Source organism: Methylicorpusculum sp. (assembly GCF_030651835.1).
In the GTDB taxonomy this organism is placed as follows: Bacteria; Pseudomonadota; Gammaproteobacteria; order Methylococcales; family Methylomonadaceae; genus Methylicorpusculum.
Map to the genome: position 1 here is coordinate 1 of NZ_JAUSBX010000059.1, position 26,634 is coordinate 26,634.

Genomic DNA, 26,634 nt, shown 5'->3' on the forward strand with positions numbered 1-26,634 from the left:
GTTTTTAATATCCAACGTAACTACTCGCCCGCTTTGAATTAAGGTTGTAGGTGCTTGATTTCAAAGGACGCATCAATACGTCCCTGTAGCTCTCTGCAACATCCCTGTTGCAGAAGCCTTTTCAATCAACCACCTACACCCACTAAAATTGGAGGGGGTGAGCAGATACTATCCAACTACTCAATTGCGGACCTCCCCCTAAAAAAATCTTGTCTGCGCTAACGATGCACCGATGCCGGTTGGCTTGTGTTTTGGCGGCTTGTCGATTTGCTTCGAATCAGCTCTACACATGGCTCATAATTCGTGATTTTGAGGTTTTAAGGAACGAGCATAAAACAACTTCTTCAAAGACCGGAAGGGGTTCGGTGGCTCGATTGACAGGTGTCGGCGTCAGGGATTGACGCCGTCAAGCCTACACGGACGTATTCACGGCGTCCTGTCAGACGAGCCACCGAACCCCACAAACAGTCAAGCTTTTAGAGGTTACTTTGTGATTATTCCTAAGTCCCACAGACTCCCTAGACAGAATTAATGCCGGATTTAAAGCAGAGGATTAATGATTTTGATGATATCTGCTTTTGAAAAAGGACCGGCTTGCCTGTGAATGAGTTGTCCTTCCCGGTTAAAAACCAGGCTGAAGGGGAGAATGCCGGCGATATTGCCCATTTGCTGAGCCAATGCCATGGCCTGATCGCCGCCAATGAGCATGGGATAATTGATTTCCAGGGTATTCAGATACTCCCCTACGGTTTCTTTATCTTCAAGGGCGATGCCGACAAATTGCAGTCCTTTTTCACCGTAATCCTTTTGTAATTCGACAAACTCCGGGATTTCCTTGCGGCAAGGCGGGCACCAGGTTGCCCAAAAGTTCACCACGATTATCTTCCCTTGCCATTCTGTCAAAGGGTGTGTCTGCCCCGCTAAATCCGGAAAACTGAAGCCGGTCAAGCCAGGTGTACCCACTTGGATTTTGTTGTCAGTGAGTTGATTGACGTAAATACCTGCCGCTAACGCGCAGAAAGCGATAGCCAGGATGATCAGGGATTGTTTCATCAGTTAACCTGTCGCAAGGATTTCAAAAAGGTTTCAGCGTCCTGATAACCGATGATGCGGTGATTGGTTTTTTCTTGCTGGCCAGGACCAAAAAATAAAATAGCCGGCGGTCCGATGAGATTAAATTTCTTCAGTAACGCTTGATCAGCTCCGGAGTTTTGAGTCACATCGGCTTGTAAAAGGACAAATCGAGATAATTGTGCCCTGACCGCAGTATCGGTGAAGGTGTAATTTTCCATTTCTTTACAGGAAATGCACCAGTCTGCATAAAAATCCAGCATGACCAATTGGTTGTTAGCGTTGGCCTGATCGATTTGGTGTTCTAATTCCTGCAAAGAGCCGATGCGTTGAAACATGTTTTTTTGAGCTGCAGGAGTCGCCGCGTTGGCTTGAGCGATGTTTAAGTTTTCCAGAGGCTTCAGCGGGTTATGATTGCCGGCGCTTAAGCCTATCAGTAATAAAACCCCGTAAATAAGCATGACGACGCCGGTTCCTTTCCATAGTTTTTGCCAGCCGCCTGCATTTTCTGGCAAAGGATCAATGGCATTGAGGTAAATCGCGGGGATTATCATCAGAATAGCCCAGAAAAACATCGCAACTGAGGGCGCGATGATGCGTTCAAGCATCCATAATGCCATAGCCAGCATGATGACCCCGAACACCGCTTTCGTTGAATTTAGCCAGCGGCCCGCTTTGGGAAGTAGTTTTCCAGCCGAAGCACCGACCAGCAGCAAGGGAATGCCCATGCCGAAGCCCATTGCAAATAAGGCCGATCCGCCCAGGACTGCATCGCCGGTCTGGCCGATATAAATCAAAGCGCCGGCGAGTGGCGCCGCGACGCAGGGTCCAACGATCAGAGAGGATAGCGAACCCATGATGGCCGCACCCCAAAGTGAGCCATCACGATGTTGATTGCTGGAATCATGGATTTTGGCTTGCAATGCTTTGGGGAGTTCCAGCTGGTAAAAACCGAACATCGACAAGGCAAGTAAAATAAAGACGGCGCTGAATGTGCCGACGATCCAGGGTTGCTGAAACGTGGCTTGCAGATTACTGCCAAATAAAGCCGCCAAAACGCCAAAGAGCGTATAAGTCGCTGCTGAAGCGACAACATAGCTTAACGACAACAGGAAAGCCCTTTTCGTCGAAATCGCATGGCCTTGGCCGACAATAATACCGGACAGAATAGGAATCATCGGAAAAATGCAAGGGGTGAACGCCAGCAGTAATCCAAAGCCCAAAAAACTCGCCAGGGTCAGCCAGAAGCTGTCCTGTTGCATGGCGGAAACAATACTGTCCTGTTCAGACAGCGGGGTATTGCCGGGTTTTGCCGCTTCTGCTGGAACAGATGTTACCGTCAGAGCCGGTAAGTTGAGTTCTGCTATTTTCTCCATGGGCGGGTAACAGACGCCCCGGTCGGCACACCCCTGGAATTTAGCCTTTAATTTGATGACTTGAGCGGCGGCGCTGGATCTGATGAGCGGAATGCTTAATTTCAATTCTCCGTATAGTGTTTCCACTTCACCAAAAGCTTCGTCAAATTTCGGTTTACCATGCGGCAGCTCAAAAACGCCCAGCTTCACGCCTTCTGTGTCTATGATTTCCAGCTGAAATTTTTCACGGTACAAATAATAGCCGTCTGCAATTTGCCAGGTCAGCTCAAGCCGGTCAGGAGCCGCAACCGTTGCGAAAAATGGAAAAGCCTCATCCGGAGGCAGCAGTTCATCCTGGAAAAAGCGTTGCTTGATGCCGCCCAAGCTATCGATCAGAGCATTTGTTGATGGCGGGGGAGCGGTCGATTGGATAACACCACGAATGGCGATAGTCAGCGTTGTTTTTTGTGGCGGATAGCAGATCCCGGCATCCGCACACCCCTGATGTTGAACCAGAAGTTGTAAAGAGGTGGCTGTTGTTGTATCAATCTGGCTGATAGGCACGGCAATATCAAGGGCTTGCCGGTGCGTGATGACCTCGCCGAAAAATTCGTCATTATAGGTGTGACCTTCCGGAAAAGCCGGTTCACCCAGCTTGATTGCCGGCGTTAATGATTCTATCCGGATTTTATTTTGATAAAGGTAATAGCCTTCGGCAATTTCAAAGCTGACCATCAGCTTATCCCGTTCAGCTGCTTTGGCTGATAATTTGAACGCCTGTTCAACGGGCAAAAGATCGCTTTCTGCCAGGGCTGATGCCTTAAAGGCAATCAAGCATAAAAGGAAAAAAGAAATTATTCTGAAGTTAAACATTGATCGATCCATTGCAGGTAGTCAGGTGCACCATTGTCGACAGTGACCGCGATGATTTCGGGAAGTTCATAGGGATGATGGCTCTTTATTAACTCAGCGATACTGGGGTAAAAGTCCGAACGCGTCTTGATCAGCAATAAATATTCATCGGCTGTTTCTATTTTATTTTGCCAACGGTACACGGATGTCAGGCCGGGTAATAGGTTGACACAGGCGGCCAGGTTTTGATTGATCAACAGATGGGCCAGTTTGGTTGCGCTTTGCTGATCCGGACAGGTACAAAAAATAATCTGGTAATTTTGGCGCATGGCAAACCCTGAAGAGGGGGGTTGGTAGAATATTGTTCTGGAAATTAAATCGGGTTCTCCTTATATTGTAACCCGTGACTTTATCAAAAGGTGTTTTTAATGAAAGCTTTCCAAGGCGTTTTTTTACTGATTTTGCTCATTCCGATTATTGAAATTTATCTGTTAATTTCCGTTGGCGGGCTGTTGGGTGTTTTTCCTACCGTATTTCTGGTGGTATTTACGGCCGTGTTGGGCGCGTTCCTACTGAGGCGCCAAGGTTTTGAAACCTGGCAGCGCTTTCAGGCATCAATGGCACAAGGCATTGTTCCGGCATATGAACTGATCGAGGGGCCTTTACTGCTGATTGCCGGAGCTTTACTGTTAACGCCCGGATTTTTCACCGATGCAGTGGGCTTTATCTGCCTGGTACCACAGCTACGAAGAAACATAGCCCGCTACATCATTGAAAATCACTTGATTGATGGTAGCGTTTTCTCGGGCGCGGCCAGTTCAAAAAAGGCCACCGAGGTGCTGGAAGGTGAATACAACAAGGAAGAATAAAGCGACTTAAGGCGAGGAAGGAAACTACATCCTTGTAGTGTAAATGCTGATTATTCTTTAGGTGTTTCAGATTCTTCAGTTGAACTTTCAGGATTCGCTGGGCCGTCCGGTGTCAGGGTGCTTTTGTTCAGCCCTGAATAAACGGGACACCATCCTGAATAGGCCGTCGCTATTAATATCATGCCCACTAAAATTAACAGTATCTTCGCTGTAAAGAGAGAAGCTAAGACCAGAGCCACACCGCCAATCATGCGATATTTTTTTTCCGGAACACCGATGTTGTGTTCAAATTTAACCATTCGTTTGACATCAAAATTCATTATGATCACCCCTCAATTTGTTTTTTATTAAAATTATTGGCAACTGTTATTCGTGGGCGCCGCTGCCTTCCCCCCACCGGAGAGACGGTTAGCGATTTATCACGAATAGTGACAGTTTTGAGCCTTTTACAGGCTTAACAACAATGGTTGATACACTTAACAGTGCCTTGATCAAACCAGGCACGCCCCAGATCGATAACCATAAGTCAGGGATCTGATTTCCAACAACAAACCATTAATGTCGTTGGTAACCGAGAGTAAACTCACGAGTGAACTTACCCGGCATTTCTTTAATTGGCCCTCAAATATACACAGCTAAAAAAAATGTGCAAGCGATAACAGATGGACATCACAAATATCATTAATCCTTTAAACGATGCCCAGAGACAAGCCGTTTCTGCCCCTCTTAAGCCTATTTTGGTACTCGCAGGAGCGGGTAGTGGGAAGACCCGGGTTTTGGTGCATCGCATTGCCTGGCTGATTCAGGTGGAAGGGGTGTCGCCGCACAGCATTTTGGCGGTCACCTTTACCAACAAAGCGGCGGCGGAAATGCGCACGCGTGTTGAAAGTTTGTTGGGTATGTCAGCGCGCTCCATGTGGATTGGGACGTTTCATGGCCTGGCGCACCGACTCTTGAGACGCCATGCGCAACAGGCCGGGTTGCCGGAATCATTTCAGGTAATGGATTCGGATGATCAGCTCAGAGTCATTAAACGGATTTTAAAGAGCTTGAATCTGGATGATGCACGCTGGCCGCCCAAACAAGCCCAATGGTATATCAATGCTCAAAAGGATGAGGGCGTTCGTGCCCGGCATATGGCTGAGACCGGAGATTTTTATCTGAGTCAAATGCGGGCGGTTTACCGGATGTATGAAGACATTTGTCAACAATCGGGACTGGTTGACTTTGCCGAATTGTTACTGCGAGCTCACGAGTTGCTCAGGGATATTCCTGATGTTTTGGCGTTTTATCAAGCTCGATTTCTGCATGTGCTGGTCGACGAGTTTCAGGATACCAACACCATTCAATACGCATGGTTGCGGCTTTTAACCGGGGGTAAGGATAATCTGTTTGTCGTGGGTGATGATGATCAGTCCATTTATGGCTGGCGCGGCGCCAAGATAGAGAATATCTATCAATTTCAACAGCACTACCCAGAACATAAGGTCATTAAACTGGAGCAGAATTACCGATCCACCGGACATATATTAAAAGCCGCTAACCATGTGATTGCCCGCAACGAAGGTCGGATGGGGAAAGAATTATGGACCGACTCAGGGCTGGGCGATCTGATTTCACTGTATTCGGCATTCAACGAGCAGGACGAAGCCTATTTTGTCGTGGAACGGATTCGAAAATGGGTCAACGAAGGCGGCGCGCGTAGTGAGGTGGCTATTTTATATCGCTCCAACGCGCAATCCCGTCAGTTCGAAGAACGGTTAATGAACACCGGAACGCCTTACCGCGTTTATGGGGGCTTACGCTTTTTCGAACGCGCCGAGGTAAAAAATGCGCTGGCTTACCTAAGGCTGATTGCCAACGCTGAAGACGATGCTTCATTTGAACGCGTGGTTAATACACCGGCCCGTGGCATAGGCGCAAAAGCGCTGGATGATTTGCGCCTGTTTGCCCGAGATCAACGCCTGTCGTTATGGCAGGCAACGGAGGCTTTAATAGCCCAACAACGGTTGACGCCTAGAGCATCCGGCGCCTTAGCCGGTTTTCTGAAGCTGATCGGCAAGATGGCGGCAGAGACCTCATCCTTATCGCTTTTTGAAAAAGTTAAAAAAGTTGTCGAGCATTCCGGTTTAATTGAACTCTATCAAAAGGAAAAAGGCGATAAAGGTGAGGCTCGCGTAGAGAACCTGGAAGAGCTGGTCAACGCGGCGAAAGCCTATGTTTTTGATCAGGACAACGAAGAGCAAATGGGCGAACTCGATATGTTTTTGGCGCATGCTGCCTTGGAATCGGGTGATATGCAGGGCGACGATTTCGAGGACTGCGTTCAGCTGATGACGCTTCATTCTGCAAAAGGACTGGAATTCAATTTGGTTTTTGTCGTGGGAATTGAAGAAGGCTTGTTTCCATCTCAGCAATCGGTCGAAGATGCCGGGCGGTTGGAAGAAGAAAGGCGCTTATGCTATGTAGGTATGACCCGCGCCAAGAAGCAATTGATTTTGACCTATGCGGAATCACGGCGTATCTACGGTCGTGAAACCAATCCCAGGCCGTCACGATTTTTAAAAGAGATTCCTGCCGATACGCTGCAGGAAGTGAGGCTAAGAGCCCAGGTTAGTCGTCCGGTTACCGCCGTTTCGACACTGTCCGATGCGAATAGAGCGTCCGCATCGTTCAGGTTAGGGCAGCGGGTTAAGCATGAAAAGTTTGGGGAAGGGGTGGTGTTGCAAATTGATGGCAGTGGCGATCAGGAGCGGGCGCAGATTAATTTCAGCGACGCCGGGATGAAATGGCTGATGTTGGCTTACGCCAATCTCCAGCGGTTGCATTAATAATAGAGTTATAACAACCCGGTTGATGGAGAAAGCGTAAGTCGAATAGTATTTATCACACGATTGTAATGAAACATTAAGATTTCTATGTTTTAATCACTGCAAAAGGTAGGGAAAATCTAATAATATCGCATTGATAGAAGCTTTTTGTTGGTTTGAACAAAAGTTTCCGGATTATAAAGGGATGGTGTAATCAACGAAAAATGCCTGAATCAATCATGCCCCCTAAAGATATTCTGTTCTGCAAACATTCATATTTGTTGCCGGTTAGTTCTACTTTGTCAGATAAGAAGAAAGACCGTCATACCCGTCGGGACGCGGGTATCCAGTGCCATGGATGGCGAGCTTCGAACCATCCATGGAGCCTGGATTCGCTTCGCGGTCTGACGGCTCCGGCAATCCATGCCGGAATGACGACCTTCTGTCATGTGAAACCTGAAATCTTACAAAGTAGAATTAGCTTCAGCGATTAATTTAAATAATAAAAGTGATGCTCTAGGTAGGTTGGGGTTGGGGATAGCAACTCAACATGACCATGGAGTTAATTGTTGGGTTGCAAAAGACAGGCAACCCAAACTTCGCGGAACAATTACGGAAATAAATGAATGTTAAGCATCAGACTATTTGGTGTTTGACTGGAAAAAATCAACGATAGAGGGTTTGCTTTTTTCGACGGATGATCATTTGTCTCAGAAAAGACTTTATCATTAGCTATAATAAATTTTTAAGCCTGATCTTATGGAGCGTTCAATGCAGTTAAAGCCGTGGTTTTTTGGGTTGGTTTTTTCGTTGTTGCTGGTTGGCACAACTCAAGTAACAGCAGAGGAAGCCGGTTATGAGCCTGGGACTTACAAAGTAGAGCCGGGCGATGTGTTAACTGTTTCCGTTTGGAAGGAAGAAGGTTTGCTGCAAGAAGTGTTAGTCAGGCCGGATGGCGGAATCTCGTTTCCTTTGGCGGGAAACATTCAGGCTCAAGGCAAAACGCTGGAACAGATCGAATCTATCATCAGTCAGCGTCTGGCTGATTATATCGCCGATCCGGTTGTGACGGTTTCAGCCAAGCAACTGTTCGGTAACAAGGTCTATGTTATAGGTAAGGTCAATAAACCAGGCGAATACCCTATCAACAGGCCGACGGATGTGATGCAGGGCTTAGCCATGGCTGGGGGAATGACGCCTTTTTCGGCGGTAAACAGTATTGTAATTCTTAGGCGCCACGCCGATGGACAGCAAGAAGCCTTTCCTTTTCGCTACGGTGACGTCGAAGATGGAGATGATCTTCATCAAAATATAGTATTGCAACCCGGCGATGTGATTGTCGTACCTTAATCTTACAATTATTCAATGACGGAAGTGGTTGCCCCGAGGGATAGTTTTTTGAATATGACGTCTCACCTTCTAAGAACTTCGCTAGGAACGTTTCTGCTTGCACTGGCTTTACTGCCTATTTCAGTGCATGCAAGGGAATGGTACGCGCAGCCGTCTGCCAGTTTGCGTACTTTTTATGATGATAACTTACTGCTTAGGCAGAGCGATGATAAATTCGAGGCATTCGGTGCGACGTTATCGGCCAAATCAACATACGGTGTGCGTTCCGAAATTTATGATGTTGGTGGCGATGTCCGAGTGGACATCAATCGGTATAAAGCACGAGACAACATTGACAGTGAAAATTTCTTTTTCAACGGTTTCGGTACTTACAATCTGACCGCAAGAAACCAGTTGGGGCTGAAAGGCAATTACACGATGGATAACAGTATCATCAGCGAATTTGATGGTTCAGGTTTAGTCCAGACCCTGGTTGACAGAACCAGCTGGACCATCGATCCCAGTTGGACTTATATGTTATCAGAGCGAGCAAGCCTGACCGGCAGTTACAACCATACCGATGTGTCGTTTGCAGACAATGCCTCAAATAATTTTTTGACCAGCTATGTGACCGATTCGGCTACGTTGAATTATTCATTGCAGTGGACTGAAAGGCTATTATGGTACAGCGCGGTAAGTGCTTTAAGGTTTGATGTGCCAGAGAGTACAACAAGTGCAGCGGGTAATCGCCAGATACCTTTTGGCGGAGGTTCCATAATTGTTCCTGGTATATCTGACACTATTAGTGGATCGATCAGTGATATGTATACATTTCAAACGGGGGTTCGGTTTAATATTACCGAGACCTGGGACAGTGAATTGATGGCCGGTGGTCGTTGGACAGAAGTCGAGAGTACGCAATATCAAGTGTTCAGGCCTAATGCCAACCCTCAAGTTGAAATTCTTACAGGGGGAGATCCTAACCCCCAATCATCCAGCGGCCTGGGCTATCTTTTGTCAGCCGGTACCACCAAGCGCTTTGAAAAAAGCTCGATTGGCGCCCGTTTCTATCAGGATGTCAGACCCACCGCTAATGGTGTGCTCCAGCAATATATGGGTTTGACGCTGGATGGTGAGCACCGTATCAGTGAACAGTTAAAGCTCAATCTCACCGCTTCAGCGACACAGCAGACATCCGCCGCCAATGAAGACGTGCCTTCTCGCTTTGACCGCGATTCTTATATGGTGGAACCCAAACTCAGTTGGTTAATTGACCGGCAAATGACCTTAAGCGGTGGCTACCGTTACCGTACTCAGGAATTTACCGCCAATAACTCAGGCATACAAGAATCCAACAGCGTTTATTTTCAATTCAATTATCAATGGGATAAATTTGCGACTTCCCGCTGATACAAATCGCTTAAGGGCTTACCCGCTTTAGCACGATATATTTCATTAATCATCCAACACAAACCAAAGAAGACAGCGTATGGAAGAAGAGAATACCAAAGGCTTGCAGGATTACGTAGCCATGTTTAAACGGCAACGTGGAAAGCTGTTGCTGATTGCCTCCGGATTGTTTTTATTGACGATCATAGTGGCCATCAGTTTGCCCTCTGTCTACAAGGCAACGGCCACCATCCTGATTGAACAACAGGAAATCCCGCCCGATCTGGTGCGTTCAACGGTAACCAGTTATGCCGACCAACGGATTCAGGTCATCAGTCAAAGAGTCATGACCTCATCCAATCTCAAGCGAATCATCGACAAGTTTGGTCTTTATGAGGATGAACAGAAAGCCAATCCATTAAGCGTTGTTCTTGAAACGATGAAAGAAGATATTCAGCTGGAAATGGTCAGTGCGGATGTCGTTGATCCTGTAAGCGGCAGGCCAACGCAGGCAACGATTGCGTTTACCTTGGCCTTCAGCAGTAAATATCCCAAAATTGCGCAGGAAGTGGCCAACGAGTTGGTCAGTCTGTATCTGGACGAAAACCTGAAAAGACGTTCGGAAGTCGCAGCTGAAACTACCAGTTTTCTTGGTTTGGAAGCCTCCAAGCTGAGTGAGCAAATCGCCAATTTGGAAACGGAACTGGCTATTTTTAAAGAAAAAAATGCGAACAGCCTGCCGCAATTGCAAAACTTTAACATGCAGTTGATGGATAAAACCGAACAACAGATTATTGAGGTTGATCGTCAAATCAATGCGCTGAATGAACGTAAGATTTATCTTGATTCACAGCTATCGTCTTTGAGTCCTCACACCACAATTTATTCTGCAACCGGCGAGAGAATATACGGTTCAGAAGACCGGTTGAAAGCCCTGGAAGCAGAGTTTATTTCATTGAGTGCGCGTTATAGCGGGAACCATCCGGATATAACCAAAACAAAAAGGGAAATTGAAGCACTGCGTAAAGAAGTTGGTGCAACGGACAACGGTGAATTACTCACTCAATTGACCAGCAAACGTGCTGATCTGGCTACATTGATTGACCGCTATTCGGAATCTCACCCGGATGTCAAAAAACTAAGAAAAGAAATAAGCAATCTGGAAGCACAGTTGAATCGGCCGCTATCGGTCTCGTTGCCCAAATCGACAGCCAAACCCGATAACCCGGCTTATATTCAACTCAAAGCGCAACTGGAAGCGGCCGAGTCCGAATTAAGAGCTCAGCGGACTTCAAAAGAGTCGCTCAGGCAAAAATTAACTGACTATGAAAAAAGTATTCTGCAAGCGCCTCAAGTGGAGCGTGAATTCCAGTCACTGATGCGGGATTATGAAAATGCGACGATTAAATACCGTGAAGTTAAAGCCAAACAAATGGAAGCGGATATGGCCCAAGCCATGGAAAAAGACCGTAAAGGTGAGCGCTTTTCGTTAATCGAGCCGCCGATGTTTCCTGAAGAACCTTTTAAGCCGAACCGTAAGGCCATTATTTTCCTGGGTTTGATTCTCTCCATAGGCAGTTCATTTGGTTTTGCCGTGGTCAAGGAGAGCCTGAGCAGTGCCATATTTGGTTCTAGAGCTGTTTTAGCGGTTACCGGTCTGGCTCCTCTCGTGGTTTTGCCCTATATCGAAACCGATGAAGATATTTCGAAAAATAAAAGTGCAAAACTGAAGGTTGTTTTGTCAATAATCGGAGCCCTCATTGCCGCCATCCTCTTTTTTCATTTTGTAATCAAGCCATTGGATGTGCTCTGGTATGTCGTTATGAGAAAGCTGGGTTTAGGTTGATTTTTTAAGTAGCAAGTTCGAGATAACTTGCCGTTATAGTCAGAAAGTCATCCTTTATCTGTAGCGTTTTCATGCTAAGAATTAAGTAACCATCAACTTCATCAGGAAAGCGAATGGAAAGAATACATAAAGCGCTTGAAAAAGCGCGAGAACAAAGAAATCGGCCCGGTAACAAGCCGCAACCGCGAGCCGGCGGCAAGACGAATTATGTGACCGCCGCTGCTGTCCAGGAAATCAAGTATACCCAAACCCAGACAGTCGAAATATCCCAGCAACTGCTTAAACAAAACCGGGTTGTTGCGCATCTTAAAGATAACGAAACGGCCGACTTGTTCAAGATTCTAAGAACCAAGGTTTTGCAGCGAATGAGCATCAATGGCTGGAATATGCTCGCGGTTACCAGTCCTACTGCGGGTGTGGGCAAATCGCTCACTGCTGTCAATTTGGCGATCAGTCTGGCAATGGAAGGCAATCATTCGGTACTGCTGGCGGATCTGGATTTACGGAGGCCGAATATTCATCACTATTTCGGAATTTCCTCACCTAAAGGCATCGTCGATTATTTCACCGATGATGTGCCTATCAATGAGTTGTTTATTAATCCCAGCATTGAAAGGTTGGTGCTCTTGCCGGCGGGTAAGCCGATCAGACAGTCATCCGAATTGCTGGCCACACCAAAAATGCTGAATTTGGTTAACGAGCTGAAAAATCGTTATTCAGACCGGTTGATCATCGTCGATTTGCCACCGTTAATGAGTTCCGATGATGCAATGGTTTTTTTGCCTTATGTGGATGCCTGTTTACTCGTGGTGGCTGAAGGTTTAACGACTAACCCGGAGATAGAGCGAAGCTTACAGTTAATCGAAGAGAAAAAATATCTGGGATCAGTATTGAATAAATCAGCTGAAATCTGGTCACCCGCAGCGTATTAGCCTATGTATCAAGACTTTTTCGGATTCAAAGAAAAACCGTTTTCACTGACGCCCGATCCTGATTTTCTGTACTTGAGCAAGCAGCATATGACCGCATTAAACATGCTCGAATATGGCTTGCACAGTCAGGCCGGCATTACTGTCATCAATGGTGAAGTCGGCTCAGGCAAAACTACGCTGGTCAGACGAATTCTCCAGGAAATAGATCAGGATGTTACGGTAGGCCTGATATCCAATGCCCATAATGCCTTCGGTGATTTGCTGCAATGGGTGCTCAATGCCTTCGAACTCGATGCCTCTGCTGCTGATAAGGCCTCGAGGTATCAGATATTTGTCGACTTTTTGGTGAGTGAATACAGTCAAAACAGACGCACGGTCCTGATTATTGATGAAGCTCAAAATCTCGATATGCAGACCTTGGAGGAATTGCGCTTACTGTCCAATATCAACGTTGATAAATACTTGTTGTTGCAACTGATTCTGGTGGGGCAGCCGGAATTGCTGGAGTTGCTGCAGCGGCCCGAATTAAGACAGCTCGCTCAGAGAGTGTCTGTCGACTACCGCTTAAAACCCCTAAAATACAAAGAGACGCTTGAATATATCCAGCATCGTTTGGTGGTGGCGGGTGGCGCAGCGAACGTGTTTGATAAATACGCCATGGCGGTCATTTTTTACTATAGCCAGGGTATTCCAAGACTCATCAACACCTTATGCGACTTTTCACTGGTTTACGGTTTTGCCGAGGAAATACAGCCCTTGACGATGCCGCTGGTGCTGGATGTCATTAGAGACAAACTGCAAGGCGGCATATTTCCTTTTCCCGAAAAAGAAACCAACGAAATGACAAAAGTCAGAGCGCTTATTTTGCAGCAAAAAGGCATCGATATTGGCCAGTTGCAACAGGATGAGGACGAAGAGGAATTAAAATCCCTATAGTGGCTGGGTTCATGCAAAAGGTATGGAAGCAAACGAAGCAGGCTAGGTTAGCTCTGAGAGCCTAATCCCCTACATTGAATACCGACTCAATTTTAATTTAAATCGCAATTTTCAGGATGTTATATGGCTAAAACAGCATTAATTACCGGCATTACCGGACAAGACGGCGCTTATCTGGCTGAATTTCTACTCAAGAAAGGCTATGTCGTGCATGGGATCAAACGCCGCGCCTCATTATTCAATACCAATAGAATTGATCACCTGTATCAAGACCCGCACATAGAGAACCGTAATTTTATTCTGCACTATGGCGACTTGGTCGATTCAAGCAATCTGGTGCGTATCGTTCAGCAAGTTCAACCGGACGAAATTTATAACCTGGGTGCGCAAAGTCATGTTGCGGTTTCGTTTGAATCCCCAGAATACACGGCCGATGTTGATGCGCTTGGCACCTTGAGAATTCTTGAAGCCATCCGCATTTTAGGGCTGGAAAAAAAGACCCGGTTTTATCAGGCTTCGACTTCTGAATTGTTTGGTCTGGTTCAGGAAATACCGCAACGGGAAACAACACCGTTTTATCCGCGTTCACCTTATGCGGTAGCAAAAATGTATGCCTACTGGATTACCGTCAATTACCGGGAAGCCTATGGAATCTATGGCTGTAACGGTATTTTGTTTAATCACGAATCACCGTTACGGGGCGAAACTTTTGTAACCCGCAAAATCACTCGGGCTATCGCCAGAATCAAGCTGGATCTGCAGGACTGTCTCTATCTGGGTAATCTTGATTCCTTGAGAGATTGGGGTCACGCTAAAGATTATGTAGAAATGCAGTGGTTAATGTTGCAACAAGAACAACCTGAAGATTTTGTGATTGCCACCGGCGTTCAATATTCGGTAAGACAATTTGTTGATGCGGCCGCTAAGGAATTGGATATTGCTATCCGTTGGGAAGGCGAGGGAGCTGAGGAAAAAGGGTATAACGAAGCCAACGGGAAATGCATTGTCGCGGTTGATCCGCGTTACTTTAGACCGACAGAAGTTGAAACGTTGCTGGGCGATCCGACAAAAGCCAAGGAAAAATTGGGATGGACACCAAAAATCACCTTCCATGAATTAGTGGCGGAAATGGTCAGAGAGGATCTTAAAGATGCTGAGCGTGATGAACTTTGTCAGCGTCAAGGTTATAAAACCTTTAATTTCCATGAATAAACGGGCTATTTTGCTGACTTAACTTTCTTATAAGAGTGAAATGCTATGGATGCGAACATTAATAAAGCGGTTATCGACAAACAAACCAAAATCTATGTGGCGGGACATCGCGGATTGGTGGGCTCCGCGATTGTCAGAAATTTGGAGGGCAAAGGCTATACCCATATTGTCACCCAAACCAGGCTTGAACTGGATCTGATGGATACAGCCGCAGTAAACCGATTTTTCGAGACCGAAAAGCCGGAAGTGGTTATTGATGCGGCGGCGAAAGTGGGTGGAATTTATGCCAATAATACGTATCCGGCAGAATTCATCTACAGCAACCTGTGTATTCAAAACAACCTGATTCATGGCGCTTATCAGGCGGGTGTCAAAAAGTTTGTATTTCTGGGCTCCTCCTGTATTTATCCGAAAATGGCCCCCCAGCCTCTGAAAGAAGAGTATTTGTTGACCGGTCCTTTGGAGCCCACCAACGAATGGTATGCGGTGGCTAAAATTGCCGGGATTAAAATGTGTCAGGCTTACCGCAAACAGTATGGTTTTGATGCGATCAGCCTGATGCCGACCAATTTGTATGGCCCCGGCGACAATTTTGACTTGCAAAATTCCCATGTACTGCCTGCGTTGATCAGAAAATTTCATGAAGCCAAGCAAAGCAACGCCGAGTCAGTCGTGATTTGGGGCACGGGTACGCCGATGCGAGAGTTTTTGTATGTTGATGACATGGCTGATGCGTCAGTCTACCTGATGGAAAATTACTCGGATCTGGAAATCGTCAACGTGGGCACCGGCCAGGATGTCACCATCAGAGAATTGGCGGAAACGATACAGAAAGTGGTCGGTTTTGCCGGAAAGCTCGAATTTGATACGACAAAACCTGATGGAACAATGCGTAAATTATTGGATGTATCGAAATTGAGTGCCGAGGGCTGGCAAGCGAAAGTGCCTTTAGAGCAGGGCATAACCCAGCTTTACGATTGGTATCAGAAAAATCTGGCTTAAAGAAAAGTAGGTTGGGCCGGTTCGACAGCACTAATCCAACCTCATTTAACCCCGACTCTAAACCTTTTATGACTTGGTGTTTTGAACATCTTAGGCTGTTATGTCTATACTTCCTTGGCAAACACCTGCCGCGTAGGTTAGGAACAAGCATAAAATAAATTGTGCCACTACTCCCACACTCCGTCTTGGTTATACCGTTAAGTTAAGCTTATTTTGTAAGTGGGCCATGCTCGCGATTGAACCACTTATCGGTATTGAGGACAGGGTGAGGGCAAAAGCCTAAGTTATTTCGTGTGTATTCCTTAGGTCAGTTCTAAGAATCTAACCAAACTATCGAAGCAGCGGCTCTATCCCAGCCACGTTGAATAATTACAGTCACATTAGTTACACAGGAATACATCATGCAAGCATCAGAGACCAAAGTATGCGTCATCGGTTTAGGCTACATTGGCTTGCCAACCGCTTCGTTGCTGGGTACAAAAGGATTTGAGGTATTTGGTGTCGATACTTCTGAGCATGTCGTCGATACCATTAATCAAGGCAAAATCCATATCGTTGAGCCCGATCTTGATATTCTGGTCAAGTCAGCGGTTCAATCCGGTAATCTAAAGGCGGGTCTCAAGCCGGTAGAGGCCGATATCTTTATTTTAGCGGTACCCACCCCTTTTAAAGACAATCACATTCCGGACCTTTCATATGTGGAAGCCGCGACCCGGGTGATCGCTCCCTATGTAAAACCCGGCAATATCGTTATTTTGGAGTCGACCAGTCCTGTTGGAACAACCGATGATGTCGTCGCCAAAATCCTTAAGGAACATGGACATAATGTAGGTAGGGATGTTTATGTCGCGCATTGTCCTGAGCGGGTTCTTCCCGGTAGGATTTTGACCGAATTAGTCGAAAACGACCGGATCGTCGGCGGCATCAACGCTATTTCTACTGACAAAGTGGTTGAATTTTATCAAACATTTGTTCGCGGTGAAATTCTGGCGACAGATGCAAAGACCGCAGAATTAAGCAAGCTCAGCGAAAATTCATTTCGAGATGTCAATATCGCCTTTGCCAATGAGCTGTCCTTGATTTGTGATAAGGAAAATATCAATGTATGGGAACTGATCAAGCTGGCCAATCGGCATCCTCGGGTTAATATCCTGCAGCCGGGGCCGGGTGTCGGCGGGCATTGTATCGCTGTTGATCCCTGGTTTATCGTCGCTCGCGCGCCTGAGTATGCCAGGCTGATAAAAACAGCCCGCGAGGTCAATGATGCCAAGCCGCACTGGGTCATTGAAAAGGTCAAAGCCAGCGCTGACAAGTTTAAAAATCCCGTCATTGGTTGTTTAGGACTGGCCTTTAAAGCCGATGTGGATGATCTGCGCGAATCCCCTGCCGTTGAAATCGTAAAACACATTCAAGAACAAAATATTGGTGAAGTGCTGGTTGCAGAGCCCAACCTAGTTTCGCATAAAGCGTTTGATTTACTGCCTTATCAAGAAGTCATAAAAAGGTCCGACATTATCTTGCTGCTGGTTGATCATAAACCCTTCAAGAGCCTTAAAGCTGTCGAGCTTAAAGAAAAAATTCTGATCGATACGCGGGGCGTCATCAAGTAAAAAACTAATCGTCAGCCGATTCAGTTCCGGCAGGCAACTTTAAAAAACCGTTCGAGGTGAGTCCCTCTTATCATGAGAGAGGCTAGGATCAATGCCGTTAAGCTAAGCACATTTTGTAGGAGAGGGCCATGCCCGCGATCGAGCCTCCTCGGGTCGCGGGCGTGAACCGTCCTGGTAAATGAAAGGCCGTTGTAAGGCGGTTAAGGTGATAGCCGCATCCGCCAAAGCTGTTAAAGGAGGATGCGCTGTCGCTTATCCACCCTACCCATCTGCGACCCAGACTTTCACGGTAACGAGAACGTAGTCTTTACTCGGCGGCATTGAGAGCTGGGTGAGGGAAATAAAAAATAAGGAAAACTGCTTTTTACACCCTCATCCTAACCTTCTCCCAGAAGGAGAAGAAATACTTACTGATTTTTTAACTAACTAAGTCACATTCCGTCCATCACACGGCAAGAGAGTTATAGCATGACATTAAAGGTACTCACTGTATTCGGCACACGTCCGGAAGCCATAAAGATGGCTCCTGTGGTATTGGCCTTGCAACAAGCCCAAGGTATCGAATCGTTAGTGTGTGTTACCGCTCAGCACCGACAAATGTTGGATCAGGTGCTTAATCTGTTTGTCATAAAACCGGATTATGATTTGGACCTTATGGCACCCAATCAGGATCTATTTGATATTACGGCCAAAGTATTACTGGGTTTACGCGATGTACTCAGACAGGCCCGCCCTGATGTGGTGCTGGTGCATGGTGATACGACGACATGTTTTGCTGCCGGACTTGCCACTTTTTATGAAAACATTAAATTGGGTCATGTTGAAGCGGGTCTTCGAACGGGCAATTTGCGCGCACCTTTTCCGGAAGAGGCTAATAGAACGCTGGTGGGCCGTTTAGCGGATTATCATTTTGCCCCAACCCAGTCCTCTAAAACTAACTTACTGGCCGAAGGTGTAAAAGAGGAAGCCATTGTTGTAACCGGCAATACCGTCATTGACGCCTTGTTGATCGTCAGGGATAAAGTGACGGCTCAGCTTGAAGAAGTATGGCTTAATCATTTTGGTGAGGCTCTTTATACAACAGTCGTCAATAAGCAGCGAAAACTGATTTTGATTACGGGTCACCGGCGTGAGAATTTTGGCCAAGGTTTTATCGATTTATGTAACGCTATTAAAGAGCTGGCGCAAAAACACGGTGACTGGGATTTGGTTTATCCTGTTCATCTCAATCCAAATGTACAAAAACCGGTCTATGAAATTTTGGCGGATTTGCCTAACGTCTATCTGATCGCACCGCTTGATTATGAGCCGTTTGTTTGGATGATGAACCAAAGTGATCTTATTTTGACCGATTCCGGCGGCATTCAGGAAGAGGGACCATCTTTGGGTAAGCCGGTTTTGGTGATGCGGGATGTGACCGAAAGACCTGAAGCTGTCGATGCCGGAACTGTTTTATTGGTTGGGACTAACAAGGAAAAAATTGTTAACGGGGTTGAAACGGTGTTGCAGGATAAGGAGATTTACGCGCGAATGTCAAAAGCACATAATCCCTATGGCGATGGCAATGCGTGTGCTCTGATAGTCAAAAAGCTTTCGGATAGATAAAAAAGCAATATAATTGGCAACTTTCCGTGGTGCAACAAGACAAAGGTGATGCACCGGGTAGGTTGCGGTTGGCGATAGCCAACCAACGGTTCAAGGTCGTGGAGTTCATTGTTGGGTTGAATTCGCCATGTAATTCATCAGCCCTCTTCCAAGTAAACCCGCCTTTGGGCTAATATCTACGCGCAAAATTTTTATCTTCGGCTAACGGGGCAATATCAGGCCCGGCTAAGACCGATAGAGATCGGATCAATAACCTTAAGGATTTCGCCAATAATTACGCCTCTTATAAAGGGGAGAATAAACGTATCCACCCAGTGCTGATGCAGGCAATCCTTGCCGTTAACCAGGCTTCGATTAATGGTATTGGAGTTTAGTCTGGCAGTAAAACAAGGGAACCAAATAATCATAATAATTAGAACGGATTTAGGAAAGCAGTTAATAACCCCCAAAATTATGGATGTTTTATGAAATTGAATTATGCACTTTTAATCTCGGCCGCATTAATTGCCTTGTTAATAGGCCTCATTTTTGGTGATGCGCTGATTACCATGGTTGGGCGATGGGAAAGCGAAGAATACAGCCACGGTTATCTGATACCGGTTATCTCGTTTTGGTTTGTTTGGGAAAACAGATTGGCATTAGCCAAAATGCAATTCGAACCTCAATGGACGGGAGTTGTATGCGTCCTTATCGGTCTGTTGATTGGTTTTGCAGGTAATTTGGCGACATTGTCTATCATTTCACAGTACGCTTTTTTACTGGTTTTGTTTGGCATGTGTCTGGCTTATACCGGCTGGAAGGGCATCAGGCTGCTCTGGTTTCCATTGGTGTATTTAATTTTCATGATTCCATTACCGAATTTTTTATACAACAATCTGTCTTCAGAGCTGCAGCTCATCTCCTCCCAAATCGGCGTCGCTGTTATCCGTTCCTTTGGCATCAGCGTATTTTTGGCGGGCAATGTCATTGATCTGGGTAACTTTCAGTTACAAGTGGTCGAAGCCTGTAGCGGCTTGCGTTACCTGTTTCCTCTCGCCAGTTTCTGTTTTTTGTGTGCGTATTTTTTTAGAGCCAAATTGTGGATGCGCATCCTGATTGTGCTTTCGACATTGCCCATCACCGTGTTGATGAACAGTTTTCGTATCGGTGTTATTGGTGTTCTGGTGGATAATTGGGGCATAGAACAAGCGGAAGGGTTTCTGCATGATTTTGAAGGCTGGGTTATTTTTATTGGCTGCCTGGGCATTTTGTTTATCGAAATGTGGTTATTGGTCAAGATTTTTTATAAAGGCAAGAAATTTTCACAAGTATTTGTGATCGGCGCTCAGCCGCTGGACGTACTGGGTATTCCTGAAGAGGCTGAGCAGGTTCAAACCGTACAATCGCAAACCTTATTTTACGGATTGCCAAAACCTTTTTTGACAGCCCTGGTGCTTTTAATCATTGCCGCACCTATTTCAATGTTTGTGGGGGATCGAGAGGAAATATCACCCGAACGTTCGCGCTTTACCACATTTCCTTTAACTATTTCAGACTGGAAAGGCGTGGAAGTCGGCATGGGCCAGAAATACATCGACGAACTTAAATTCGATGATTACATCATTGCCAACTATACAAAGCCGGGTGAAGTCTCCCCGGTCAACTTTTACGTGGCTTATTACGCCTCTCAGCGGCAGGGCGCTTCAGCGCACTCACCCAAATCCTGTATTCCAGGTGACGGCTGGCGTATCGGGGAATTTACCCAACGAAGTTTGCCGGGTGCAACCATGTCAGATGGCAGTCCGATAAGAGTCAATCGGGCTGTTATTTCGAAAGGCGATAGTAAACAACTTGTGTACTACTGGTTTCAGCAACGCGGCCGAAATATAACCAACGAATATCTGGTTAAATGGTACCTCTTCTGGGATGCGCTGACGCGTCAGCGTACCGATGGCGCGTTGGTCCGATTAGTTGTTGCATTGCCTGAAAGCCGCCCGACAGAGGAAGGCGACAAGATACTCGAAGCATTTATTAAAGACGTACATGGGCAATTGCCAGGTTTTATTCCCAACTAATTCTACTTTGTCATATTCAATGAACGCACAATTCAGAATCGTCATTCCGGCAGGGATTGCCGGAGCCGTTAGACCGCGTAAGCGAATCCAGACGCCATGGATGGATTTAAGCTTACCGTCCCTGGCACTGGATCCCCGCTTCCCGGCGGGGATGACGAGTTTGTGTGTAATCTGACAAAGTAGAACTAAGCCTGAAAAATAGATCGTCAAACGTCCTATTTTTTAAAGTACTGTTCGCTTTAGTGGTTGAAAGGACCTCAACGCCGTGTTCCCGGCATGGATCGCCCGAGCCGTTAGACCGCCTAAGCGAATCCGGGTCACAAGGACGTGAAAGTTCAATACCATTGATAGCTTATGGACTCCGGCAATCCATCCCGCGGGACACCTGCTATTAATGCGAACATAGCCTTTTTGACAAAGCTTATAACATGAATTCCTCACAAGAGGTGGTGCTATGACTACGCCTAGAAATTTTCCGGACCAACTGGCTGAAAAGCTGGATGGTCTTCCTGAATTAGCGCTCGATTGTAATTTTTCCTGGAGTCATCGAGCTGATGCGATTTGGCAGGAGTTGGATGCTGATTTGTGGCAACAAACCCGTAATCCCTGGTTAGTACTACAAACCACTTCCAGCAAACGCCTTGAAGAATTGGCTGGTAACGAAACATTTTGCAAGAATCTCAAAAGTATTGTCAGTGATTACAGGCAATCGCTGAGTGAAGAACGCTGGTTTCAGCATGAACTGCAGGCTACCGCAAAATTCAAGCAAGTCGCCTATTTCAGCATGGAGTTTGGCCTCAGCGAGGCACTGCCGATTTATTCAGGCGGACTGGGCTTGCTTGCGGGCGATCATTTAAAAGCAGCAAATGACTTGAGACTTCCGCTGATCGGCGTCGGTTTGCTGTATCAAAACGGCTACTTTCGTCAGGCCATTGATCAAGACGGCAATCAAATCGCGCTTTATCCCTCCAGCGACACCGGAGATCTTCCGGTTTGTCCGGTCCGCAACGAAGAAGGTGAATGGCTGCGCATTCAGCTTTATACGCCCTCGCGTTTATGGGTCCGTGTCTGGCAAGCGCAAATCGGCAGTATCAAACTGTATCTTTTGGATACCAACGATCCGATTAATCATCCGGTTGAGCGCTGCATTACCACCGAACTTTATGGCGGCGGACCCGAACATCGTCTGACTCAGGAAATTTTGCTGGGCATCGGCGGTTGGCGTGTTCTAAGAGCCTTGGGCATCAAACCCGACGTTTGTCATCTCAATGAGGGACACGCAGCATTGCTGGTATTGGAACGGGCCAGAGATTTTATGGAAGAATTTCATCTTGATTTTGAAACCGCATTGGCCGTGACCCGGGCAGGTAATCTTTTTACCACCCACACCCCCGTTGAAGCGGGTTTCGACCGGTTCAGCCCTGAATTGATCACCCGTTATTTGGGACATTATGCGCAATCGCTCAATATTTCCCTGGAAACGCTCATCAACCTGGGCCGTAATCCTTACGACACAACGAACGAACAGTCGTTCAATATGGCTTATCTCGCCATTCATGGCAGTGCCGCCATTAATGGCGTCAGCCGTTTACACGGCGAAGTAAGCCGGCGAATTTTTAGCCCCTTATTTCCGGGTTTGCCTCTTCAGGAAGTACCGGTAGGGCATATTACCAACGGCGTTCACGTACCGACTTGGGACTCAATGTATGCTGATGAACTCTGGACTAATTTATGCGGCAAAAGCCGCTGGTATTGCGAACATGAAAATCTGGCGGAAAAGTTTGACCGTGTCAGCGATGAGCAAATTTGGACGTTACGCGCTAAAAATCGAAAACGCCTGGTTGACTATGTCCGCAGTGAGTATGCAAGGGAACTGAATACTCAGAGTATGATCTCCGAAGCCGAACGGCAAGACCGCGTATTACGCCTGTTTGATCCTAATGTCATGACGATTGGTTTTGCACGCCGATTTGCCACTTATAAACGGCCTAATTTGCTGCTTACTGATCCGGACCGGCTCGCCGCGATACTCACCAACCCGGCACGCCCCGTCCAACTGGTTATATCAGGTAAGGCCCATCCTGCCGATCAACCCGGACAAGCACTGATCAAAGCGTGGTATCAATTTATGCTCAGGCCTGAAATTCGCGAACGAGCCATTTATTTAAGCGATTACGATATGATTACCGCCGAATATTTGGTGCAAGGCGTTGATTTATGGATTAACACCCCGCGCAGACCCTGGGAAGCGTGTGGTACCAGCGGCATGAAAACTTTAGTCAACGGCGGTTTAAATCTATCCGAACTGGACGGCTGGTGGGCTGAAGCTTATACACCCGAAGTGGGTTGGGCTTTAAATGGCTTGGAAGACGAACTGGCTGATCCATCACAAGCGGAAATCCTGTATCAACATTTGGAAAATACCATTATTCCTCATTTTTATGATCACGATCCAGCCGGCATTCCTCGGTGTTGGGTGAATTTTATTCGGGCAAGTATGTCGACGCTGACCCCTTATTTTTCGGCCAACCGGATGGTTCGAGAATACACCGAACATTACTACCTTCCTTTGGCTGCCAACTATAACAAGCGGATTGCCGATAACGTCAAACTGGGAAAAGCTATACAGCTCTGGCAAAAACGTATCAAGGAACTGTGGGCAAAAATCCATGTAGAAAACCCGGTAGCCGAACAAATTGAAAACACCTATCGATTTAGTCTGATGCTTTATCTAGGCGATTTGGAGGCAAAAGATGTTTGCGTAGAATTATTTTCAGAACCGGCAGAACAAAAATCATTTGAACTGATCCCCATGCAAATGGAGCGTGCAATTCCGGGCGCTGTTAACGGCTATCTCTACAGCGCAGTTATTGCCGCAAACCGGCCCATTTCTGATTACACGCCCAGAATCCGGCCGAATCATCCGGATTGTAATATCCCTCTTGAAACCGGGCTCATCCAATGGGTGAAAATGCCCAGGTAAGCTTGATTGCTTCAAATCAAGTGTTCGGCCACTATTATCCAGTCCGAATTGACGACAACTATCCTGACACAGAGGGGACACGACCAAGATGCGTTCACTCATTCTATCTACTTTTTTTATGATAGACATCATCTTAAACTATTGTCCGGATTTGGGGCCCATTTTAATCAGCCTGGTCCCTTTTCAAGCCACGTCAAAAGAGTTTGGTAAAAAACATTCGGTGTTACTGGTTTGGTAATGAATCCGTTCATGCCTGCCTCGAAACACCGCGCCTTGTCTTCTGCAAAGGCATTCGCCGTCATCGCCAGAATCGGGATTGCTGAATAACCGGGGAGTAGACGAATCTGGCGGCTCGCATCCAACCCATCCATATGCGGCATCTGCATGTCCATCAGGATCAGATCGTAGTGGTCAGCACTTGCCTTTTCGACTGCCTCCCGACCGTCGGAGGCGAGATGGACAGTGAGCCCGACATCCTCCAGCAGCATCCGCGAAATCTCCTGGTTGATAGGTTCGTCTTCCGCCAGCAGAATGTGCTTGCCGGCATGTTCACGCCGAACCGCCCGCCCGGCGTCCTCTACGCCGATCTTGGGGAGGACTTCGGTAGTCTGTTCCGCCTTGGTGAAAACGGTGGTAAACCAGAAGGTGCTGCCTTGACCTTCGATGCTGCTCACCCCTACCGTCCCGCCCATGAGCTCGGCAATATTCTTGGTGATCGCCAGGCCCAGCCCTGTTCCCCCGTATTTGCGGGTGGTCGAGTTATCGGCTTGTTCGAAGGTGCCGAACAGTTTGGGCAGGGCCTCTGGGTCAATGCCGATTCCACTGTCTTCCACTTCGAAACGGAGCGTGATGGTTTCGTCGGTCTGGGCCTCTTCCTTAACGCGCAAGGTGATATGGCCCCGCTCGGTGAACTTGAGGGCATTGGCGGCATAGTTGAGCAGGGCTTGCTGGAGTCTGGTTGGATCGCCCAAGAGAGAGTGAGTAAGCGCGACAGTCTCCGTGTTGATGGCGATACCTTTGACCTGGGCCTTCTGAGCCAGCATCGAGACTATGTTGTCTAGTATGGCGTCGATGTGGACTGGAGCGACTTCCAGGGTGAATTTGCCAGCTTCTATTTTTGACAGGTCGAGAATGGCGTTGATGATTTCTAATAGGTGCTTGCCGGCGGCTTCGATCTTGTCGAGTTTGTCGGTTTGTTGCGGTGTCAGGCCTGAACGACGAAGGATGTGTGCCATGCCGGTGATGGCATTGAGTGGTGTCCGGATCTCATGGCTCATGTTCGCCAGGAACGCACTCTTGGTGATGTTTGCTGTTTCGGCGGCTTCCTTGGCCAGTGTCAGTTCGTGAGTGCGTTCGCTGACGAGTTCCTCCAGGTGGCGGCGGTGTTGTGCGAGTTCTTCCTGGGTCGCCTTGATTTCGGTAATGTCGGTATGTGTACCGCACATGCGCAGCGGTTTGCCGTCGGCGTCGCGCTGCATCACGCTGGCTTGATCGAGAATCCAGATGATGCTGCCGTCCTTGCGCAGCATACGATATTCGAGTCGGTGCCTGCTCGAGCGGCCTTCAAGAACAGAGTTGATCGAATCCCACGCACGGCTGCGGTCATCCGGGTAGATGAAATCGGCCCATTGCTGAGTCGTCTGCCGGATGTCTTCATGGCTGTAACCCAGCATGGTGGCCCATCGCTCGTTGCGATAAACCGTGCCAGCCGCGATGTCCCAATCCCAGAAACCGAGTTCCGCACCTTCGAGAACGAAGCGCAGTTGCTTTTCGCTGTTTTCCAGCGCGCGTTCAGCCTTATTTCGCTGCGTAATGTCGTTGCCGATGCCGAGAATGCCGATGAGTTGGCCATTTTCGTCGCGCATGGGAATCTTGATGGTTTGCAACAGTTCTCGGTGACCGTCGAAGAGAAAAGTGATTTCCTCTTCGTTGACCGAGGGGCCATTCTTTGCCATTGCGGCGCGATCGTTGGTCCGAAAAGAATCAGCAAGAGCCTTGTCAACGAAGTCGTAGTCGGTCTTGCCGACGATCTCCTGCTCGCAGGCGCCGAAGAATTGCTCGAATCGATGATTGCAGGCCAGATAAATGCCCTTGGCATCTTTCAGCCAGATCAAGTCGGGAAGTGTGTCGATCAATATGCGCAGCATGGATCGCTCACGCATTGCCTTTTCCTGCTCGGCTTGTAAAGCCTGCTGGTCTTCCAGTTGCCGTTCCTGATCGCGAAAGATCAGGCACAGCAACATGGTAGCAGGTGGATAGAACAGCAAGAGTACCCACCAAGCTTGTTCAATGAAGGCATAGCCAACTTGATCGGGAATCTGCGTGAAGGCGGCTAACTGTGACAGTTGCACCACCATGCCCAAGGCCAGATAATCTAGCTTGGAAGGAGGCGCTTGGCGTTGCGACCACCACTGTCTTGCCAGCACGCCCAAGAGGCTGGACACAACTACGACCAGGATCCCGACTGGCGCCCCGATGCCGCCCAGTTGATAACGATAAATAGCGGCCATGATCGCCGCAATCGCTGCAGTGAAAGTACCTCCGACGACGCCCGCCACCGATAGAACGATGGATCGGCCATCAAAAATCAATCCTGGAACAAAAGTCACCGGGTTGAGCATGCCTAGCAGGGTCACGCCGCCAAACAGGAGGCCAAGCAATACTTGCCGATTCAGCGATTTGTTATGAAATTGCCTGAGGACAATCTGCCCGGCCGCCACCAGAGCAATCAGGAATGCAATGTTATTGATCAGGTTGATGAGCATGCGTCGGTTTTCAA

The 26,634-nt window shown here is 47.4% G+C and carries 20 protein-coding genes; 14 read left to right on the plus strand and 6 right to left on the minus strand.

All coding sequences use genetic code 11. From position 1 onward, the window contains the following. Nucleotides 1-540: 540 nt before the first annotated feature. From Q7V32_RS07865 to cutA, 3 genes are read right to left on the minus strand one after another with little or no spacing between them, the layout of a single operon-like run. The gene (locus tag Q7V32_RS07865; RefSeq protein WP_304896429.1) at nucleotides 541-1,053 is read right to left on the minus strand and encodes a TlpA disulfide reductase family protein; all 513 of its coding nucleotides are present in this window, start codon (nucleotides 1,051-1,053) and stop codon (nucleotides 541-543) included. Then, nucleotides 1,053-3,260 carry a protein-disulfide reductase DsbD gene (dsbD, locus tag Q7V32_RS07870; RefSeq protein WP_370691436.1) on the minus strand — a complete coding sequence of 736 codons (2,208 nt, stop codon included), beginning with the start codon at nucleotides 3,258-3,260 and terminating at the stop codon, nucleotides 1,053-1,055. Before dsbD ends, Q7V32_RS07865 begins: the two co-directional genes overlap by 1 nt. Nucleotides 3,261-3,280: 20 nt before the next feature. Further along, a complete protein-coding gene (gene cutA / locus Q7V32_RS07875; RefSeq protein ID WP_304896431.1) occupies nucleotides 3,281-3,607 on the minus strand; it encodes a divalent-cation tolerance protein CutA in 327 nt (108 codons plus the stop codon). Nucleotides 3,608-3,706: 99 nt separating this feature from the next. Between cutA and Q7V32_RS07880 the strand changes: the two genes are divergently transcribed. Then, nucleotides 3,707-4,147 (plus strand): FxsA family protein, encoded by a 441-nt coding sequence (locus tag Q7V32_RS07880; protein ID WP_304896432.1) that lies wholly within the window; start codon nucleotides 3,707-3,709, stop codon nucleotides 4,145-4,147. Between the two features lie 50 nt (nucleotides 4,148-4,197). On the opposite strand, the gene Q7V32_RS07885 is transcribed toward Q7V32_RS07880, so the two are convergent. Beyond that, the gene (locus tag Q7V32_RS07885; RefSeq protein WP_304896433.1) at nucleotides 4,198-4,467 is read right to left on the minus strand and encodes a DUF2892 domain-containing protein; all 270 of its coding nucleotides are present in this window, start codon (nucleotides 4,465-4,467) and stop codon (nucleotides 4,198-4,200) included. Between the two features lie 342 nt (nucleotides 4,468-4,809). On the opposite strand from Q7V32_RS07885, the gene uvrD reads away from it, so the two are divergent. From uvrD to wecB, 10 genes are all read left to right on the plus strand, one after another. Continuing rightward, nucleotides 4,810-6,978: a DNA helicase II gene (uvrD, locus tag Q7V32_RS07890; protein WP_304896434.1), complete on the plus strand. Its 2,169-nt coding sequence runs from the start codon at nucleotides 4,810-4,812 to the stop codon at nucleotides 6,976-6,978. Nucleotides 6,979-7,728: 750 nt separating this feature from the next. Then, nucleotides 7,729-8,307 (plus strand): polysaccharide biosynthesis/export family protein, encoded by a 579-nt coding sequence (locus Q7V32_RS07895; protein WP_304896435.1) that lies wholly within the window; start codon nucleotides 7,729-7,731, stop codon nucleotides 8,305-8,307. Between the two features lie 54 nt (nucleotides 8,308-8,361). Then, the gene (locus Q7V32_RS07900) at nucleotides 8,362-9,696 is read left to right on the plus strand and encodes a hypothetical protein (RefSeq protein WP_304896436.1); all 1,335 of its coding nucleotides are present in this window, start codon (nucleotides 8,362-8,364) and stop codon (nucleotides 9,694-9,696) included. 79 nt (nucleotides 9,697-9,775) lie between these two features. Further along, nucleotides 9,776-11,521, plus strand: a complete 1,746-nt coding sequence (locus Q7V32_RS07905; protein WP_304896437.1) for a lipopolysaccharide biosynthesis protein — start codon at nucleotides 9,776-9,778, stop codon at nucleotides 11,519-11,521. A 113-nt stretch (nucleotides 11,522-11,634) separates the two neighbouring features. Next, nucleotides 11,635-12,453, plus strand: a complete 819-nt coding sequence (locus Q7V32_RS07910; RefSeq protein WP_304896438.1) for a CpsD/CapB family tyrosine-protein kinase — start codon at nucleotides 11,635-11,637, stop codon at nucleotides 12,451-12,453. A 3-nt stretch (nucleotides 12,454-12,456) separates the two neighbouring features. Then, nucleotides 12,457-13,389: an ExeA family protein gene (locus Q7V32_RS07915; protein ID WP_304896439.1), complete on the plus strand. Its 933-nt coding sequence runs from the start codon at nucleotides 12,457-12,459 to the stop codon at nucleotides 13,387-13,389. A gap of 123 nt (nucleotides 13,390-13,512) precedes the next feature. Next, nucleotides 13,513-14,601, plus strand: a complete 1,089-nt coding sequence (gene gmd / locus Q7V32_RS07920; protein WP_304896440.1) for a GDP-mannose 4,6-dehydratase — start codon at nucleotides 13,513-13,515, stop codon at nucleotides 14,599-14,601. A gap of 45 nt (nucleotides 14,602-14,646) precedes the next feature. Continuing rightward, nucleotides 14,647-15,603 carry a GDP-L-fucose synthase gene (locus tag Q7V32_RS07925; RefSeq protein WP_304896441.1) on the plus strand — a complete coding sequence of 319 codons (957 nt, stop codon included), beginning with the start codon at nucleotides 14,647-14,649 and terminating at the stop codon, nucleotides 15,601-15,603. 401 nt (nucleotides 15,604-16,004) lie between these two features. Continuing rightward, entirely contained in the window at nucleotides 16,005-17,213 is a 1,209-nt protein-coding gene (wecC, locus tag Q7V32_RS07930; protein WP_304896442.1) for a UDP-N-acetyl-D-mannosamine dehydrogenase, read from the plus strand. Nucleotides 17,214-17,681: 468 nt separating this feature from the next. Continuing rightward, nucleotides 17,682-18,818, plus strand: coding sequence for a non-hydrolyzing UDP-N-acetylglucosamine 2-epimerase (wecB, locus tag Q7V32_RS07935; RefSeq protein ID WP_304896443.1), 1,137 nt, complete (start codon nucleotides 17,682-17,684; stop codon nucleotides 18,816-18,818). 215 nt (nucleotides 18,819-19,033) lie between these two features. Here wecB and Q7V32_RS07940 read toward each other — a convergent pair whose 3' ends face one another. Next, nucleotides 19,034-19,225 (minus strand): hypothetical protein, encoded by a 192-nt coding sequence (locus Q7V32_RS07940; RefSeq protein ID WP_304896444.1) that lies wholly within the window; start codon nucleotides 19,223-19,225, stop codon nucleotides 19,034-19,036. A gap of 57 nt (nucleotides 19,226-19,282) precedes the next feature. Here Q7V32_RS07940 and xrtD point away from each other — a divergent pair, with 57 nt between their 5' ends. From xrtD to glgP, 3 genes are all read left to right on the plus strand, one after another. Then, on the plus strand, nucleotides 19,283-20,872 hold the full coding sequence (xrtD, locus tag Q7V32_RS07945; protein WP_304896445.1) for a VPLPA-CTERM-specific exosortase XrtD: 1,590 nt from the start codon (nucleotides 19,283-19,285) through the stop codon (nucleotides 20,870-20,872). Between the two features lie 19 nt (nucleotides 20,873-20,891). Further along, nucleotides 20,892-21,047 carry a hypothetical protein gene (locus Q7V32_RS07950; protein WP_304896446.1) on the plus strand — a complete coding sequence of 52 codons (156 nt, stop codon included), beginning with the start codon at nucleotides 20,892-20,894 and terminating at the stop codon, nucleotides 21,045-21,047. Between the two features lie 279 nt (nucleotides 21,048-21,326). Next, nucleotides 21,327-23,855, plus strand: coding sequence for an alpha-glucan family phosphorylase (glgP, locus tag Q7V32_RS07955; RefSeq protein WP_304896447.1), 2,529 nt, complete (start codon nucleotides 21,327-21,329; stop codon nucleotides 23,853-23,855). Nucleotides 23,856-24,022: 167 nt separating this feature from the next. Here the strand turns inward: glgP and Q7V32_RS07960 are convergent, their stop codons facing one another. Next, nucleotides 24,023-26,620, minus strand: a complete 2,598-nt coding sequence (locus tag Q7V32_RS07960) for a PAS domain S-box protein (RefSeq protein ID WP_304896448.1) — start codon at nucleotides 26,618-26,620, stop codon at nucleotides 24,023-24,025. Nucleotides 26,621-26,634 lie beyond the last annotated feature (14 nt).